General features: G+C 67.2%; 18 protein-coding genes. 7 read left to right on the plus strand and 11 right to left on the minus strand.

Going from position 1 to position 16,251, the window contains the following annotated elements; translation table 11 throughout:
- Window positions 1-186: 186 nt before the first annotated feature.
- The gene (locus JHC81_RS10130; RefSeq protein WP_292174067.1) at window positions 187-2,277 is read right to left on the minus strand and encodes a S46 family peptidase; all 2,091 of its coding nucleotides are present in this window, start codon (window positions 2,275-2,277) and stop codon (window positions 187-189) included.
- A gap of 172 nt (window positions 2,278-2,449) precedes the next feature.
- Here JHC81_RS10130 and JHC81_RS10135 point away from each other — a divergent pair, with 172 nt between their 5' ends.
- The 3 genes from JHC81_RS10135 to JHC81_RS10145 are packed head-to-tail and all read left to right on the plus strand — an operon-like array spanning window position 2,450 to window position 5,410.
- A complete protein-coding gene (locus JHC81_RS10135; protein ID WP_292174069.1) occupies window positions 2,450-3,622 on the plus strand; it encodes an ABC transporter permease in 1,173 nt (390 codons plus the stop codon).
- Window positions 3,619-4,374, plus strand: coding sequence for an ABC transporter ATP-binding protein (locus tag JHC81_RS10140; protein ID WP_292174072.1), 756 nt, complete (start codon window positions 3,619-3,621; stop codon window positions 4,372-4,374). Before JHC81_RS10135 ends, JHC81_RS10140 begins: the two co-directional genes overlap by 4 nt.
- Window positions 4,375-4,396: 22 nt before the next feature.
- Window positions 4,397-5,410 (plus strand): HlyD family efflux transporter periplasmic adaptor subunit, encoded by a 1,014-nt coding sequence (locus tag JHC81_RS10145; RefSeq protein ID WP_292174073.1) that lies wholly within the window; start codon window positions 4,397-4,399, stop codon window positions 5,408-5,410.
- A gap of 6 nt (window positions 5,411-5,416) precedes the next feature.
- Here JHC81_RS10145 and JHC81_RS10150 read toward each other — a convergent pair whose 3' ends face one another.
- Window positions 5,417-6,295 (minus strand): LysR substrate-binding domain-containing protein, encoded by an 879-nt coding sequence (locus JHC81_RS10150; RefSeq protein ID WP_292174076.1) that lies wholly within the window; start codon window positions 6,293-6,295, stop codon window positions 5,417-5,419.
- 53 nt (window positions 6,296-6,348) lie between these two features.
- Between JHC81_RS10150 and JHC81_RS10155 the strand changes: the two genes are divergently transcribed.
- Complete coding sequence (locus tag JHC81_RS10155; protein ID WP_292174079.1) at window positions 6,349-7,524, plus strand: MFS transporter; 1,176 nt, start codon at window positions 6,349-6,351, stop codon at window positions 7,522-7,524.
- Here JHC81_RS10155 and JHC81_RS10160 read toward each other — a convergent pair.
- Genes JHC81_RS10160 through JHC81_RS10170 form a run of 3 tightly spaced genes read right to left on the minus strand, consistent with a single transcriptional unit; the run spans window position 7,497 to window position 9,129 of the window.
- Complete coding sequence (locus JHC81_RS10160) at window positions 7,497-8,273, minus strand: sulfite exporter TauE/SafE family protein (protein ID WP_292174082.1); 777 nt, start codon at window positions 8,271-8,273, stop codon at window positions 7,497-7,499. The genes JHC81_RS10155 and JHC81_RS10160 overlap by 28 nt on opposite strands.
- A gap of 3 nt (window positions 8,274-8,276) precedes the next feature.
- A complete protein-coding gene (locus JHC81_RS10165) occupies window positions 8,277-8,807 on the minus strand; it encodes a rhodanese family protein (RefSeq protein WP_292174085.1) in 531 nt (176 codons plus the stop codon).
- Window positions 8,800-9,129, minus strand: a complete 330-nt coding sequence (locus JHC81_RS10170) for a metalloregulator ArsR/SmtB family transcription factor (RefSeq protein ID WP_292174088.1) — start codon at window positions 9,127-9,129, stop codon at window positions 8,800-8,802. Before JHC81_RS10170 ends, JHC81_RS10165 begins: the two co-directional genes overlap by 8 nt.
- A gap of 69 nt (window positions 9,130-9,198) precedes the next feature.
- Here JHC81_RS10170 and JHC81_RS10175 point away from each other — a divergent pair, with 69 nt between their 5' ends.
- Entirely contained in the window at window positions 9,199-10,089 is an 891-nt protein-coding gene (locus JHC81_RS10175; RefSeq protein WP_292174090.1) for an MBL fold metallo-hydrolase, read from the plus strand.
- 7 nt (window positions 10,090-10,096) lie between these two features.
- Here the strand turns inward: JHC81_RS10175 and JHC81_RS10180 are convergent, their stop codons facing one another.
- The 5 genes from JHC81_RS10180 to JHC81_RS10200 form a co-directional block, all read right to left on the minus strand.
- Window positions 10,097-11,572, minus strand: coding sequence for a S41 family peptidase (locus JHC81_RS10180; protein ID WP_292174092.1), 1,476 nt, complete (start codon window positions 11,570-11,572; stop codon window positions 10,097-10,099).
- Complete coding sequence (locus JHC81_RS10185) at window positions 11,569-11,949, minus strand: hypothetical protein (RefSeq protein WP_292174096.1); 381 nt, start codon at window positions 11,947-11,949, stop codon at window positions 11,569-11,571. The genes JHC81_RS10180 and JHC81_RS10185 overlap by 4 nt, the downstream gene beginning before the upstream one ends.
- A gap of 78 nt (window positions 11,950-12,027) precedes the next feature.
- The gene (locus tag JHC81_RS10190) at window positions 12,028-13,158 is read right to left on the minus strand and encodes a helix-turn-helix domain-containing protein (RefSeq protein WP_292174100.1); all 1,131 of its coding nucleotides are present in this window, start codon (window positions 13,156-13,158) and stop codon (window positions 12,028-12,030) included.
- 31 nt (window positions 13,159-13,189) lie between these two features.
- Window positions 13,190-13,987: a crotonase/enoyl-CoA hydratase family protein gene (locus tag JHC81_RS10195; RefSeq protein WP_292174104.1), complete on the minus strand. Its 798-nt coding sequence runs from the start codon at window positions 13,985-13,987 to the stop codon at window positions 13,190-13,192.
- A 227-nt stretch (window positions 13,988-14,214) separates the two neighbouring features.
- Complete coding sequence (locus JHC81_RS10200) at window positions 14,215-14,370, minus strand: hypothetical protein (RefSeq protein ID WP_292174107.1); 156 nt, start codon at window positions 14,368-14,370, stop codon at window positions 14,215-14,217.
- 152 nt (window positions 14,371-14,522) lie between these two features.
- On the opposite strand from JHC81_RS10200, the gene JHC81_RS10205 reads away from it, so the two are divergent.
- Window positions 14,523-14,744, plus strand: coding sequence for a DUF1289 domain-containing protein (locus JHC81_RS10205; RefSeq protein WP_292174110.1), 222 nt, complete (start codon window positions 14,523-14,525; stop codon window positions 14,742-14,744).
- 209 nt (window positions 14,745-14,953) lie between these two features.
- The gene (locus tag JHC81_RS10210) at window positions 14,954-15,499 is read left to right on the plus strand and encodes a TIGR02281 family clan AA aspartic protease (protein WP_292174112.1); all 546 of its coding nucleotides are present in this window, start codon (window positions 14,954-14,956) and stop codon (window positions 15,497-15,499) included.
- Between the two features lie 52 nt (window positions 15,500-15,551).
- On the opposite strand, the gene JHC81_RS10215 is transcribed toward JHC81_RS10210, so the two are convergent.
- A partial coding sequence (locus JHC81_RS10215; protein WP_292174113.1) for a sulfite exporter TauE/SafE family protein occupies window positions 15,552-16,251 on the minus strand: 700 nt, incomplete at its 5' end.

Consider the following 16,251-nt stretch of genomic DNA (forward strand, 5'->3'; position numbering starts at 1 on the left):
GAAACGCATGGGCTGCTCCAGCACAAAAGGTCTCCCTCCCCCTCGGGGGAGGGTGGTCGCGCAGCGACCGGGTGGGGAGGGCTAGGGCAATACAAGCTCAGTGCTCGCATCGCCGAGCCCCTCCCACCCCGTCGTCGCTTTGCGCCGACGACCCTCCCTCTGTGAGGGAGGGAGATCGGTTGAGGTCTATTCGACCCCCAGCTCTTCCAGCAGGCGCGGACTCGGATAGACGACCCGCAGCGCCTCGGTGATGGCGGCGGTCGAGACCGACACCGTCCTGTTCAAGTTGCCGTCATAGCCGAACGACCCACCCAGCGAGTGGATGTTGCCGTCAAACGCCGTGCCGATCACTTCGCCCGCGGCATTGATCACGGGCGAGCCGGAGTTGCCGCCGATGATGTCGTTGGTCGAGACGAAGTCATAGACGGTTTCCTTGTTGATGCGGTCTTCGGCATCCAGGAACTTCTGGGCCGCATTGAACGGCACCGAGCCGGTCGCCCGCTCGTACAGGCCGCCCATATAGGTGAAGGCCGGCACCGTCACGCCGCGATAGGTCCAGCCCTGAACCTGGCCATAGGACAGGCGCAGCGAGAAGGTCGCATCGGGATACAGGTTGTCACCATAGACGGCGAAGCGGGCCTGGGCGACGCGTTCGGCGGCGCGTGCCGTCGGGGCGCTGACCGTGCTGGCCCACTGGGCCGCCACCTCGGCACCGGCCGCCTCATTGGCCAGGACGAAACCGATCAGCGGATCGGCCTCGGCCAGTTGCTCCGGCGTCATCGACAGGGCGGCGACGCGGAAGGCCGGATCGGCCAGCTTGGTCCCGGCGATCAGACGTTCGGCCAGGGCCTCCGGGCTTTCGCGACCCAGCATGGCCTTCACCGTCGGATTGTCGACCGTCAGATACTCGCGGGTCTTGGACAGCCACTGGCGCATCTGGATTTCGTCGATGGCGGGCGTGACCGGCAGGACGGTGGCCAGACGGCCTTCCAGGGCCGTGCGCTGGGCCGGCGTGATACGGCGCTCGGCCTCGGGGCGCGCGTTGTCGCGGGCGACCCCGGCCACGGCGCGGGCATAGCTGTACAGCTGCGAGCCGCCACCGGCGCCCTGCACCAGCTGGCGATAGGGCAGGTACAGATCGCGCGCGGCGGTTTCGACCGCTTCCAGTTCCGTCCACGGATCGCCGATGCGTTGAAGCAGGGCAGGGTCGGCTGCGACACGCTGGCGGAGTTCGGCTTCCTGCTCGCGCTTGGTCGCCATGAAGGCCGGGTCGGTCAGGGCGGCCTGCTGGCCGTACCAGACCTTGAAGCTGTTCTCGAGGCCGAAGATGGTATCGAACGATGCGCGATACGCCTCGTCATCCTCCAGCGAATACTCCAGCAGGCGACCGCGCAGTTCGGACCCCTGGATCAGCTGGGTCGGCAGGGCCTGGTCGCGCAGGCGTTCCAGCTGGCTCATGGTCAGCAGACGCTGGGTCGTGCCGGGGTTGCCGGCCACGAAGGTGACGTCGCCTTCCTTGGGCGCCTCGGGGTTCCACTTCAGGAAGTTGGGCGTCTCGACCGGCTTGCCGTCCTCATAGGCGCGCAGGAAACCGGCATCGAGCGCATAGCGGGGGAAGTTGAAGTTGTCGGGGTCTCCACCGAAGAAGGCGGCCTGGTTCTCGGGCGCGAACACCAGACGCACATCGTCATAACGGCGGAACTTGTACAGGGCATAGCGGCCGCCGCGATAGAAGCTGATCACCTGGCAGCTGAACTTGGGATCGCCGGCGCAGTTCTCTTCCTGGATCTTGGCGGTCTCAGCGCTGCGGGCGGCGTTGAAGGCTGCGCCTTCCAGGCCCTCGCCAGCACCCAGAACGCGGTCGGTCACATCGACGATGTCGGTCAGGACCTCGGCCGTCTGGCCGGGGCAGGTCTTCTCTTCTTCGCGGGTGGCGGGCATCCAGCCGTTCTTGACGTAGTCGTTCTCGGGGCTGGACAGGTCCTGCACGCAGCCGACGACACAGTGCCAGTTGGTCAGGATCAGGCCGTCCTCGGACACGAACGAGGCCGAGCAGCCCTGAAGGCGTACCGCCGAGTTGCGGACACGGTCCAGCCAGTCCTGATCGATCCGGGTGCCGTATTTGTCGTTCACCATCTGGATGGGGAAGTTGTCGAAGGTCCACATCCCCTCGTCGGCCTTGGCCACGGTCGGGGCGGCGGTAACGGCCAGGGCCCCGGCGACGGTGGCGATGGAGGCGGTCGCGGCGATGGCGGACCGAAGCGAACGAAACAGCATATCTGGTGGTTCTCCCTGGCCCGTCCATTCACTGCGGGCTGTTACAGGATAACTAGACCTGAAGACGCGCCGTCGTCCACAGGCTCTTTCATGTCAGGGTTCGCCGCCTTACCCCGATTTAACTTGGCCGGAACACCTGGCGGCGTCAGATAGCGGACAACCAAGGGGTCCCATGTCTCTCGCTCTTTCCACACTGCTGTTCGAGTGGCGCCGCTACATGGCGGCCGTCATGGCGCTGGCGCTGTCCGGCCTGCTCGTCCTGGCCATGACCGGCGTCTTCATCGGCATCGGCAAGGGCTTTACGGCCCAGATCGAACGGTCGCGTGCCGACGTCATCATCATGCAGCCGGGGGCCAAGAGCCTGATCGGCGGTCCGTCCGGCGTGCCGCGCCGCTTCATCCCCCTAGTCTACAACAATCCCGAGGTCGTGGAGGTCCAGCCGCTGGACGGTGCGGGCGGCACCTTCCAGTCCGTCAAGAACGTCGATCCGACCCTGTCCCAGGCCGACCGGGCCAAGATGGATGCGCCCCGTCAGGCCTTCGTTCAGGCCAGCATCATCGACACCACGCCGGATGCCGTCACCATTCCGACCGACTATTCCCAGGACCTGATCGACGCCCTGCGTCAGCCCTATACGGTGGCCGTCGACGAGACCGCCCTGCCGCAACTGGGTGTCAAGCTTGGCGACAAGGCCTTGTATAATGGCCAGACCGTAACGGTGGCGGCGATCACCCGCGGCTATCCCAACATGATGCAGGCCAATGTCGTCATGTCGCGCGACACCCTGCGTATGCTGGGCCAGGCCGATACCGGTCCGCGCGTCGGTCCCCTGATGGTCAAGCTGCGCGACCCGTCACAGGCCCGGTATGTCGCCGATCAGCTGAACGTCCAGGGCGACGGCCAATGGAAGGCTTGGACGCGTCAGGAGCTGGCCGATGCCAACGCCGGGGCCATGTTCGAGGAGGGCATTCTGGTCATTATTATCGGCGGCTGCGTCGTTCTGGGCATCATCATCGGCGTGGCCATCACCTGGCAGACCCTTCGTGGGGCCATCATGGCCAACATCAAGGAGTTCGCCTCCCTGCGGGCTCTGGGCGTCGGCATGGGATCGCTGCGGCGTATCGTCATGGAGCTCAGCTTCTGGGTCGGCGTCGTCGGCGTTGGCGCGGCCATTCTGCTGACCTGGCTGGTGTCGCTGCTGGCGGCGGCCAATGCCGTCATCATCTCGCTTCCGCCCATCCTGCTGATCGTCGTCGGCGGCGGTCTGATCCTGATCGCCATGGGCTCGGGCCTTTTGTCGATGGGCATACTGAAGAAAAGCCAACCTGCGGACCTGCTGCGATGACCGGCCATACCAAGCTGCACGGCCGTCACGGCTCCGCCGCCATCGAGGCCACAGGCCTGGTGAAGCGGTTCAAGTCCGGCAAGGCCTTTGTCGAGGTGCTGAAAGGCGTGGACTTCGACGCCCGGCACGGCGACCTGACCATGGTCATGGGGCCGTCGGGTTCCGGCAAGTCCACCTTGATCGCCGCCCTGTCCGGCCTTCTGCGACCCGAGGCCGGGCGGGTGGATGCTTTGGACGTCGACGACATGTGGAAGCTGTCGTCGGGCCGGATCGACAAGTTCCGCCTGGATCACTGCGGTTTCATCTTTCAGGGCTTCAACCTGTTCCCGGCCCTCAGCGCCCTGGCCCAGGTCACGACGGTGCTGAAATATCAGGGCCTGTCGCCCGATGCGGCCAGGAAGCGCGCGACCCTGGCGCTGGAAGAGGTCGGCCTGGGCCATCGCCTGCACCAGCGGCCTTCCGCGCTGTCGGGCGGTGAGAAGCAGCGCGTCGCCATCGCCCGCGCCCTGGCCAAGGACCCCAAGATCCTGTTCGCCGACGAACCGACCTCGGCCCTGGACGGCGAGAATGGCCAGGTGGTCATCCGCCTGCTGCGCCGGGCCGCGACCGAGCATGGCGCGGCGGTCATCTGCGTCACCCACGACCCCAGGCTGGAAGCTTGGGCCGACCGGGTCATCCACATCGAAGACGGCGTGATCATCGACGATCAGCGCCGCATCCCCAATCCCGACGCCACGCTCGCGTCGCACTGAACGCCCTGAAGGACCTCCAAGAATGCCCGGCTTCCTGAAAAGCAAATGGACCTGGATCGGCGTCGCGCTGATCGTCGTCGTCGGCCTGATCGTCGTCTTCATGAACAACGCCGCCGCCACAAAGAAGGCTGAGGAGGCCGAGCGCGAGGCGACCAAGGTCGAGAGCCCCTATGCGGCCATCGCCAACGGCAAGGTGGATGTCGAGGGCGGCATCATCCAGATCGCGGCCCGTCGCGGCGGCGTGGTGCGCGAGGTCCTGGTTCAGGAGGGCGACCGCGTCACGGCTGGCCAGATCCTGGCCCGTCAGGAGGACGACGAACCCCGCCTGGCCTTGCAGAGCGCCGCCGCCGACGTCGCCCAGGCCGAGAGCCAGCTGCGCCAGATCCAGGTCGATATCCGCACCGCCCAGCGCGAGTTCGATCGTCTGCAACAGCTGGTCGCCACCAACTTCGTCGCCGCCCAGAGGCTGGATCAGGCCCGTGACGCCATCGCGACCGCAGAGGCCCGCATGGCCTCGGCCCGCGCCGCCGTCGACACCGCCCGCGCCCGCCGCGACCAGGCCGCTTACAATGTCGAGCTGACGGTCATCCGCGCGCCTGCCAACGGTCGCATCGTGCGCCGCTATGCCAACCCCGGCGCCGGTGCCTCGACCCTGAACGTGTCGAACATGTTCGATCTGGAGCCCGACGCCCCGCGCATCGCCCGCGCCGAGATCGTCGAAAGCGACATCCCCAACATCACCGCCGGCCAAGCTGTCGAGGTCACGCCCGAAGGCGACACGACCAAGGTCTATGTCGGCACCGTCCTGCGCCGCGCCGCCGTCTTTGGGGCCCGCAAGCTGGCGTCGGACGATCCCTCGCAACGCTCCGACGAGCGGGTTGTCGAGGTCGTCGTCACCGTCGGCGACGCCCCCCTGCTGATCGGCCAGCGCGTCCTGGTCAAGTTCATGAAGCCGGGCGAAACGGCGGGCGCTCCCCGCACCGCCACCGTCGGCGTACCGGCCAACCGCTCCATGCAGACGCCGAACCGGGGGTAGGGTCAACTACTCGGGGTCAGGTCCGCGACGTGCGGCCTGATCCCTCAGCCAGCGCAGCACGGTCCACTCGCTGCGGGTCGTCTCGCCCGGCTGGCGGATCACTGCCACTGCTCCGCCGTCATGTACGAAGCCGAATGGCGCGACCAGTTTCGCGGTCCTGATGTCATCTTCCACGATGGCCAAGGGCAGAATCGCTGCGCCCAGTCCGGCCACTGCGGCGTCCGCCACCATATGCAGATGCGGAAGCGTGCGGTTCCGCCCACTGGGTACCGCATGGTTGCCGAGCGCCTCCCACTGCGCCCAGGCTTGTTCTCTTGTACGGGTCGTCAGGCGTGGAGCTATGGCCAGCCTGGCCACCCAGTCAGGTGCACAGACCAGGCCGATGCGGTTCTGCGCCAAGCACTCAACGCCCGGTTCGTCCGATTGATCGGCATCAATGAAACGCAGGGCCAGGTCGGCACCCCGCTGACGCAGGGCAGTCAGCTCAAGCTCGCTGAGCAACAGCGTCACGCCCGGATGACGAGCTTCGAAGTCTGTCAGTCGTGGCACCAGCCATTTCACTGCCAGACTAGGATGGACGGCTAGCCGCACGACATCGGGGTCACGGACCCTCCGTACCGCCGCCGTTAGCCCATCGAAACTCTCCGTCAATCCGGCCAGCAGCGTCTGCCCGTGTTTGGTCAACGTCAGCCGATGCTTCGGTCCTTCGAACAGCTGCACCCCCAAGGCGGCTTCCAGCGCCTTCACCTGCCGACTGACGGCGCTGTGGGTCACATGTAATTCAGCCGCCGCAAGGGTAGCGCTGCCTGTGCGGCCCATGGCCTCGAACGCCCGCAAGCCATTCAACGACGGCAAGCCAGCATGGGCTGTGAGATTTTCGAACATACTCCAGCCGATATGTTGCTTTCACGCGAACAGCAATCCCGCGATCCAGTGCCATGTCTGTACGCGATCGCCTTGTCGTTCCGGTTCTTGGGCTTGGCCAGATCGTGGCCTTCGCTTCCAGCTATTATCTATTGGGCATTCTCGCTGACCCGATGGCACAGGCGTTCGGCTTACCGCCGACACGCATCTTCGCCGCCCTGTCGATCGCCTTCCTGATTTCTGCAATCCTGACCCCGACGGCCGGTCGCTGGATTGAGCAGTGCGGCGGGCGGCACGTTCTGATCTGGGCGCATCTCGCCTTTGCCTGCGCGCTTTTGGTCATGGCAACAGCGGCCGTGCCTCTCATCTTGCTGGTCGGAGTGAGCGTGCTCGGTGTCGGCATGTCGACCGGCCTGTATGGCACGGCCTTTGCCACCCTGGTTGAAATCCACGGCGCCAAGGCCCGACGATCCATCACAGCCGTCTCGCTCATTGGCGCGCTGGGCGGTGGCCTTGGCTGGCCGATCAGTCGCCTGATCGTCGAAACGTTCGACTGGCGCGTTGCCTGCATCGTCTGGGCCGCCGCACATCTATTGATCTGCCTGCCGCTGGTCGCGGTGGTTCTGCCGCCCCGAGGGTCGCGTCTAACCTCAAGCGACAGTCCCGTCTCATCCATTCGCTGGGACCGCCACATGGTTCAACTCGCGGGCGTCTTCGCCGGCGGCTGGATGGTTTCGACCGCGATGGCGGCGCACCTTCCACGACTACTTGTCGAGCTGGGTCTGACGCCTGCTCAGGCTGCCTGGGCCGCCGGTCTGATGGCGGCCAGCGCCGTGGCTGCGCGCTTGTTCGACCTGTTGGTCCTGCACAAGTCGCATCCCGTGATGACCGTGCGGATCGCCAGCCTGCTCCATCCGCTGGGTGCCACAATGGCTGTTGCAGGCGGCTCCCGTCTGGCTCCGCTGCTGGCCGTCGGACAGGGGTTGGGCAATGGCCTGCTGTCCGTCGCATCCGGCGTCCTGCCGCTACACGTGTTCGGGCCGGATCGGTACGCCGTGCGTCAGGCCCTGTTGCTTACACCGGCGCGCTACCTCCAGGCATTGGCACCTGCGGCTTATGCGGTCGCATTGGACACCTCGCCCCACTGTGCACTTCTCGTGTCGAGCTTCATCTGTCTGGGTATGTGCATCATGACAGTGGGATTAGGTCGTGGAACGGGCCATCACCCCACCGCCCGTACCGCGACATAGACGGCGACGATCAGGATAAGGCCCGCGAACAGTTTCCGGGCCAGGGGGGCGCGGGTCGACAGGCGCTGGGCCAGGGGCTGGCCGATGGCGGTTCCGGCCAGGCCGCCGACGGCCATGGCTCCGACGATGGGCCAGTCGATCAGGCCGGAGGCGGCATAGTTCAGCGCTGTCGTCGCGCCGAAAGCGGCGACGCTGACCAGCGACGAGGCCTGGGCCATGGCCAGGGTCATGCCCGTGGCCGCCATCAGGCCGGGCACGATCAGGAAACCGCCGCCGATACCGAAGAAGCCGGACGCTGCCCCGACGCCCGCACCGGAGACGGCCAGGGCCGGAGCCATGCCGGGGCTCAGGCGCACGGCGGTCGAGCCTTCGCTGCGCGCGGGCCTCAGCATGGCCAGGCCGACGACCGCCATGGCTCCGGCAAAGAAGATCAGCAGGCTGTGGCCGTCGATGGATTTCGCCAGGGTCGAACCGGCCAGGGCCCCGACGATGCCGAAGGCGGCGAACAGGCTGGCGCAGGGCCAGCGGACCCGCCCCGCGCGGGCCTGTCCGGCCAGCGCCGTCAGGGCATTCAGTGACACCCCGGCCGCCGACGCGCCGATCGCCACATGCGGATCACGCACCCCCACGACATAGAGCAGCAGCGGCACGGCCAGCACGGACCCGCCACCGCCGAACACCGTCAGCAGCAGCGAGACCACAAGGCCACTGGCCACCGCCAGCCCCAGTTGCAGCAGGTGCGGGTCCACGGCCTATGCGGCCTTGGCTGTACGGTTCCAGGGCATGGCGGCCAGCAGGGTCGCCATGCCGCAGAAGCCGGTAGCCCCGGCCACGAACAGACCGGCCCCGACGAAGGCCGACAATCCCCAGAAGCCGGGGTGGACCAGCAGACCCAGGGCCGCGCCCAGCAGGATCAGACCTCCGGCCGTCATCTGGACCTGGCGCATGATCTCCAGCGGGGCCTTGCGGTCCTGGCGCACGGGCAGGCCGGCCGCCTTCCAGGCTTCCAGTCCGCCTTCCAGCACATAGGCCTCGCCCGGAGCGCAGGCAGCGAGCTTGGCGGCGTTGACGCCGGTGCGATTACCCGTCCGACAGGTGAAGACGACGGGCTTGTCATGTCCGAGCGTCTCACCGGTCATGCCGGACAGCGGGGCCGGGCGCGAACCGGCGACATGCTCGCGCGCGAACTCGTCGGCCTCGCGGATGTCGATCAGGATCATCTCGCCGGCCTTCATACGGGCGGCGACGTCGGCGGGGGTCAGGGTCTTGAGCATGTCAGTCATCCTTGGGGGAGGGGGGGCAGTAGATTTCGATCAGGACGGCGATGACCTTCAGGGCCGCCGGGTCGGCGATGCGGTACAGGATCGACGTGCCCTCACGCCGCGTGGTCACCAGACCCTCTTCGCGCAGCACCGCCAAGTGTTGTGACAGGGCGGACTGCGACAGGGCCACCGCCGCCTGCAACTGCGTCACCGACCGCTCCTCGTCGCCCAGCTGGCACAGCACCATCAGCCTGTGCGGACTGGACAGGGCCTTGAGCAGGGCCGAGGCGCGGCCCGCATTGGTCTGAAAGGCTTCCAGCCCGATGTCATCGATATCGATCATGTCGCCAATATATTAGACATTGCTAAATTAGCAAGTACTCATATATAAAAGCTCCAGAAGGAGCCTTCCATGACCCTCGTGACCCCCCCGCTTGATATCGCGGCCCCGGACGTCGAAGCCTATTTCGACGCCGCGACCCACACGGTGACCTATCTCGTCTCCGACCCGGCGACGGGCCAGGCCCTGATCATCGATCCCGTACTCGCCTTCGATGCCCCCTCGGCCCACACCGACAGCCAGGCCCTGACGGCCCTGGTCCAGCACGTGAAAGACAAGGGCCTCAATCTGATCGGCGTGCTGGATACCCATGCCCATGCGGACCACCTGTCGGGGGCCGATGCTCTGCGTGTCATGACCGGTGCCCCCATCGGCATCGGGGCCAGGATCGCGCGCGTTCAGAAGACCTTCGGCGACCTGTTCGAGGCGACGGACGTGACACCCGATGGTTCGGTCTTCGACCGGCTGTATGACGACGGCGACACCTTTGCCTTGGGCCGGCTGACGGTCGAGGTTCTGCACACGCCCGGCCACACCCCGGCCTGTGTCAGCTATCGGATCGGCGATGCCGTCTTCGTTGGCGACACCCTGTTCATGCCGGACTACGGCACCGCGCGGTGCGACTTTCCCGGCGGTGACGCGCGGACGCTGTACCGCTCGATCCAGCGTCTGCTGGCCCTGCCGGACCAGACGCGGATGTTTGTGGGGCATGACTATCTGCCGCAAGGACGGACCGACTTCCGCTGGGAGACCACGGTCGCCGCTCAGAAGGCGTCAAACATCCACATCGCCGGCCGCAGCGAAGACGACTTCGTCGCCTTGCGCGAATCCCGCGACGCGACGCTGAAGCCACCCCAGCTGATCTTGCCGTCCCTGCAGATGAACATCCGTGCCGGGGCCCTGCCGCCGCCCGAAGCCTCGGGCCGCCGGTTCCTTAAGACTCCGCTCAACGCCATCCCTTGAGCCGTTATCAGGCCAGCGCCGCCTCCATCACGGGATCGCGGCCCGCCGCGATCGCTTCGGCTGTGCGCGGAATGGCGATGTCTGGGGCTATGCCCCCATCGGGTTGGGGCTGCTGCGGGAAGGTGCCGATCAGGGGCAGGTCGGCTTCCAGGCCGGTGGCGGGCAGGCGCAGGAAGTAGAAGGCCCCGCCGTTGATGCCTCGCCGGTTGCCGCCGGTGGTTTCGCCGATCAGGATGCCCAGCCGCTCGCGCTGAACCATCTGGGCAAAGCCAAAGGTGGCCGAGCTGTTCTGTGGCCCGATCAGGACGCGCACCTCACCCGTGAATCTTGGCCCCCTAAGTTCGATGACACCGCCTTCCCCAGCGCTGCGGGCCAGGGTCAGGAAGCGATCGTCATAGGGCCGGGCGTCGTCTCCCCAGTCGTCGAAGCCGCGATCCCAGGTGTCGAGCACGGGACGCAGTTCGTCGGGAATGCGGCGATAGCGCACCAGCCGCCGCGCCGTGTCGGACATGATGGGCCGCTCGATCAGTCGCGCGGCCAGTACGTCGCCGCAGTCCAGCCCGCCCTCATTGGCCCGGATATCGACGACCAGCCGTACAACACCTTCGGCCACCAACGCGTCCATCCGGGCATTCAGCCATCCGGCCCAGTCCCAGTCGCTGTTGTACAGGCCCCACCCCGGCATGGTCAGCACTGCCGCCTGGCCGCGTCGCTCCATCGTCCAGGCGGGCGTGTCGTCGCTGGCGTCGATCACCGCTGGCCGCTGCGCCCGCCTCGCGTCCAGAGAGATCGCCTCCACCTCGGTTCGCCGCGCGCGGCCGTCCGTTCCGATCACCTCCAGCGCATGGCGGGGACGCGATCCGAATATCAGGGGATAGAAGACGTCGAAACTCTCATAGCCGTCCTGCCCCTGGATCGACATCAGCTGACGCCGCTTGCCGTCATTGCCGCCGTCGGCGCGGGCCACGGTCATCAGCCCGGCCAGAACCTCGCCTGCCGCACGGCCATTCAGCCTGACGATCTCGCTGCCCGGCCTGATGCCCGTGTCGGTTGGATCGCCGGTCACGATCATGCGGTCGCCCAGCCACAGGAACGGGAACGGCAGGCGGTCGGAGGCCTCGAACAGCCGCGTCTGGACCGCCCGCGACTGGTTGTAGAAGTTGGCATAGGAATGCCCGCAGCGCAGCGTCGCCAGAAACCGCGACAGCCGCAGATAGAAGGCCTCCAGCGGTTGGGGCGTCGCGCTGTCCGCCTCCAGCCGGTCGAAACCGGCGGCGATCTGCTCCGGCGTATTGTAGCGCAACAGGCCCGGATGCAGCGTCTCATAGGCGCGGCGCAGCATGCGGACATCCTCGCGCATCGCCGCGGGCGACAGCGTCTCGACCTGAGCCAGGGCCCTGACGGGCCGGGACAGAGCGCCGACGGCGACCGCCGCCGCCCCGACGCCCACCAGTTGACGGCGAGAGAGGACGACCCCGGTCAATGGCCACCGCCCGTCAGTTCCGCCTCGGCTCCGCGTGTCAGTTCGGCCGGCAAGCCGTCCAGATACCGCGTCAGCCCCTCGCCATACTGACGCAGTTCGGCGGCGCGCTCGGGCGTCTCGCCTTCGCCCAGGGCCGCGAAGCCGGCGGTCATGTCGCGGGCATAGGCGTTGATCTCGGGCGTCAGGACGGCGATGCGCCGGGCGATCGACTGGCGACGCATCTCGGGGCGGACGGGCAGGGCGATGTCGGCCTCGATGGCCTCGACCGCGGCGTCCAGGACCTGTTCGAAGCGGGCGGTCCGCACCTCCAGCGCCACTTCGCGCGGGTCGGTCGGAGCAGGCATCAGCAGGGCGGATGTCAGGGCAAGGATCAGCATGGTCGGGCTCCGGTTGTGAAGGCGGCCACCCTGACTCGTGGCTTGTCCCCTGGCGTCCCAGATCATCGCTACAGTAATTTATTCACGATCTGACACCTGCGGCACCCGGGCCACCCCGGCGCGATAGGCCTGTGGCGTCTGGCCGAACCGGTTGCGGAACGCCCGGTTGAAGCTGGCCTTGGAGCTGAATCCCGCCTCAAGCGCCAGCGTCAGCACGGAGGCCGTCGCGCCCCGCTTCATCTGTTCGGCCACCGCCTCGCTACGCAGGTCGTTGACGAAGGTCGAGAAGTTGACGCCCAGCCCCTCGTTGATCGCTCGCGACAGATAGCCGGTGTTGGTGCCCAGCCTCGCGGCCAGCGTCGTCAGGCTCAGCTCCGGCTCGGCGGCCCAGCCTTCTCGGCGGACGGTGTCCGCCCAGGCACGGCCCCGCGCGCCCCAGTCGCGTGCGGGACTGGCCGGCGAGGGTGCCACCGCCGTCAGCGCCTCCAGCGTCGGATAGGCGACCCGCGTCTGACGCCAGCTCTCGATGGCCAGATAGACCGCGATGGCGGCCAGCGCGGCATACAGGCCCATCAGCCCGCGATACCCCAGCGGCGAGATCGCGTCCCACAAGCCGTACACGGTCCACAAGGCCGCCAGCACACTGGCCGCCACCATGGCGCGGTTCAGCCAGCGCAAGGCGAACCGCGCATCGTCGCTGCGTTGCTGGGCGAGCGCATGCCGATAGGCCTGGAGCAGCCGGATCATCGCCAGGCCATAGACAAGGAAGCTGATCGTCAGCGCGAATGTAAACACCGGCCCCGTGATCGGCAGGCTAAGGTCGGCCCAGGCGTTCTTGAGCGTCAGGGGCAGGGCGAAACTGACCGCCTGCCACGTGAACTGCACCCCGCCAGGGATCAGATGCCGCCAGCCCCGCACCGGCCACCGTCCCCGTGTCAGGGCATGGGCGTACAGATATAGCAGCGGCGGGGCCCATAACGGATTGGCCACGGGCAGAAACGTCAGCCACCGCCACTTGTCATAGGCTCCAGCGAACCCGATCAGCCATGGCGTGAATACCCCGACCAGCACCAGAAGCAGCAGAGCCATGGTCCGCGCGGCCGTGCGCCCGTGAAAGGCGGTCCACAGGCCGATCACAATGGGCAGGATGACCGCCGCCGCGACGGTCAGCACCGCCGTCCTCCAACCGAACACCAGCCCCTCGATCATGGTCGCAGCCTGCCCCGAATGTCGTTGTTTGTCAGCGTCCCTCGAACGTCGGCGCCCGCTTCTCCAGCACCGCGCTGACCCCCTCGGCGTGGTCCTCCGTCAGGTGTGCCAGGGCCTGCATGGCGGCGGTCATTTCCAGGATCTGGTCGAAGGTGGCGTCGCGGCCCTGGCGCAGCAGGGCCTTGGTCATGCGCAGGGCGTGCGGGGCCTGGGCGGTCACCTGCGCCGCCGTGGCCAGGGCCTCGTCCATCAGACGGTCGGCGGGCACGACGCGGTTGACGAGGCCCCAGTCCAGTGCGGTGGCGGCATCCAGCGTCCGTCCCGTGAACAGCAACTCGGCCGAGCGGGCATAGCCGACGTTCCTCGGCATCAGCCAGGTCCCGCCGTCGCCCGGCAGTATGCCCAGCTTCAGGAAGGGCACGCCGAAGCTGGCGGCCTCCGACGCAATACGAATGTCGGCCAGCCCGGCGATGTCGCACCCCAGCCCCATGGCCGGCCCATTCACCGCCGCGATCAGCGGCACCTCCAGCCTGTAGAGCGAGCGCACGATCCGGTGCACGACCCGGCGGTAGTTCTCGCGGATGTCGATGCCGGTGCCGCCGAACAGGTCGCGCCGGTCCCGCATGGCCGTCAGGTCGCCGCCTGCCGAGAACGCCCGCCCCGCGCCGGTCAGAATCACGCACGAAACGGTCCGGTCCGCATTGACCGCCTCGCAGGCCGTCGCGAACGCTTCGCCATCCTGCGGATCGGGCAGGGCGTTCAGCCGCTCGGCCCGGTCCAGGGTCCAGATTTCGAGGGGGCCTCGGCGTTCGCGCGTGATCAGGGTCATGGCCACGCTGTGCCGCATTCGCTCCCCGCGCTCAAGCAGCGAGGCCCTGCGGGCCGAGCGATAGCGCCCAAACACGCGCTCAAGCAGCGAGGCCCTGCGGGCCGAGCGATAGCGCCCAAACACGCGCTCAAGCCGCGAGGCTCCGCGAGCCGAGCGATAGCACCCAAACAAAAGCCCCGGTCCTTGCGGGGCCGGGGCTCGGTCTTCTCACTGCCGCAGTCGCTGTTCTAGCGCTTGCGGTCCAGTTTGATGGGCACGAAGTTGGACGGGTGGCTGACCGCACGGTCGCCTGCGCCGTTCGTGTTCTTCGTGTTCACCAGCATCCCGCCCCACAGGGCGAAGGACATCATGGCGTGCTGGAGGTTGCGCTCCTTGTTATTCATCTTGGCGTCTCCTTTCGATGAAAGATGAAAAGAGACGCGTCGTGCTTTTCGGGGATCTCACCGTCATAGTCGTTTCGCGTCAGCGTCCTATCTAGCGCACGCGCCGAAAAATGCAAGATTTATACTCCGCAACCGGACCATATTTCGCACCGATGTCATCAAACGTGTCGCCAACGCCACAAGGCCCGCCCCGCTCCATCGCTACCCCCTGCGTCCAGGTGTGCGTGGTCGACGGAGCCTCCAGCCTGTGCCTGGGTTGCTACCGCACCCTATCCGAGATCGCGGGCTGGAGCGGCTTCAGCGATGCAGAACGGGCGGCGATCATGGCGGCGCTGCCTGAGCGCGAGCAGGAGGTTCTAGGTTTCAGGGGCTAGGTTCTAGGGCCGAACCTGTTCCGGCTTGCGCTCTCCCTAACCCCTAATCCCTAGTCCCTAATCCCTAATCCCTAGTCCCTAGTCCCTAGAACCTAACCCCTGCTCCTTAACCCCCCGTCCACCACGCCCGTTCACCGCATACCAACCGACCCCTGCCAGGGTGTCAGAGCCGCAGAAGCGGTTGTGTTCTGGTGAGTGTGTTCGGTCCGATGCGTTTGAACCTGTCCAACCTTGGTGTATTGACCCTGGCGATCGCCTGTTCGCTGACGGCGGCCTTCTGGGTCAACCAGCTGGGCGACCGGGGCCAGGCCCAGGCCGCCGTCGTGTCCGTGGCTGCGCCCGTGACCGTTGACACCGCACCGGCAGCCGCAACCGGCCCCGACACCCGCATCGCCCGCTCCGAGGACGGCCACTACTGGGCCGAGGCGCGCATGAACGTCCGTACCGGCGGCCGTCCCATCCGCGTCATGGTCGATACGGGGGCCAGCGTCGTGGCCCTGACCCGCTCCGATGCGGAGCGTCTGGGCGTGCATGTCACGGCCGCCGACTTCTCCGGTACCATCGTCACCGCCGCCGGCCGCGTCCGCGCCGCCCCCGTCACCCTGGCCTCGGTCAGCATCGGCGGGACGCGCGTCAACGACGTCGAGGCCCTGGTGATCGAGAACGGCCTGCCGCATTCGCTTCTGGGCATGAGCTATCTGGGACGGCTGTCCAGCTTCACCGCCACGCCGACGACCCTGACGCTGAAGTCCTAGAGCGAAATCGGTTCGAGCGCACTTGCGCACGGGCTCAGATTTCGCGTCAACTTCAGAGCGCCTTCACCACCACGGACAGCGCGGTCAGCAGAAGATAGATCGCGAACACCCGCCTCAAGGTCGTCTTGTTCAGCCGGTGCGCCAGCCGCGCGCCATAGGGGGCGACCGCCGTGGTCAGCAGCCCCATCACCACCGCCGCCGGTATGTTGACATAGCCCAGAGACAGCGGCGGCCGTCCTCCCGCATCCCAGCCGAAAACCACGAACCCGACCGTTGCCGCCGCCCCGATGGCCAGGCCGAACCCTGACGCCGTCGCCACCGCCTGATGGATCGGCCGTCCGCACAGGGTCATGGTCAGGCCACCGAAACTGCCGCCGCCGATCCCCATCATGGCCGACAGCCCGCCGATGACGGTCGCCGTCACCCGTCGACCCCAGCCCGTCGGCATGTCCCGCCTCAGCACGATCCGCTCGGGCAGCAGCCCCATCTGCGCCGCGATCAGCGCCAGACAGACTCCATAGACGATGGCCAGCCCTTCCATCGACGTGAAGCCCGCCACCCCCGCGCCGATCAGCCCGCCTAGCGCCACCCACGGCGTCCAGGTCTTCAGCACCACCTCGTCCACCGCCCCATGGTCGCGGTGCGCCTTCAGGGACCGCCAGGACGTCGCCACGATGGTGGCCAGCGATGTTCCGATGGCGACGTGCAGATTGCTCTCGCCGCCCAGCCCCAGCACTTCGAACGCATAGAAC

It is taken from the genome of Brevundimonas sp., assembly GCF_016463295.1.
Classification (GTDB): domain Bacteria; phylum Pseudomonadota; class Alphaproteobacteria; order Caulobacterales; family Caulobacteraceae; genus Brevundimonas.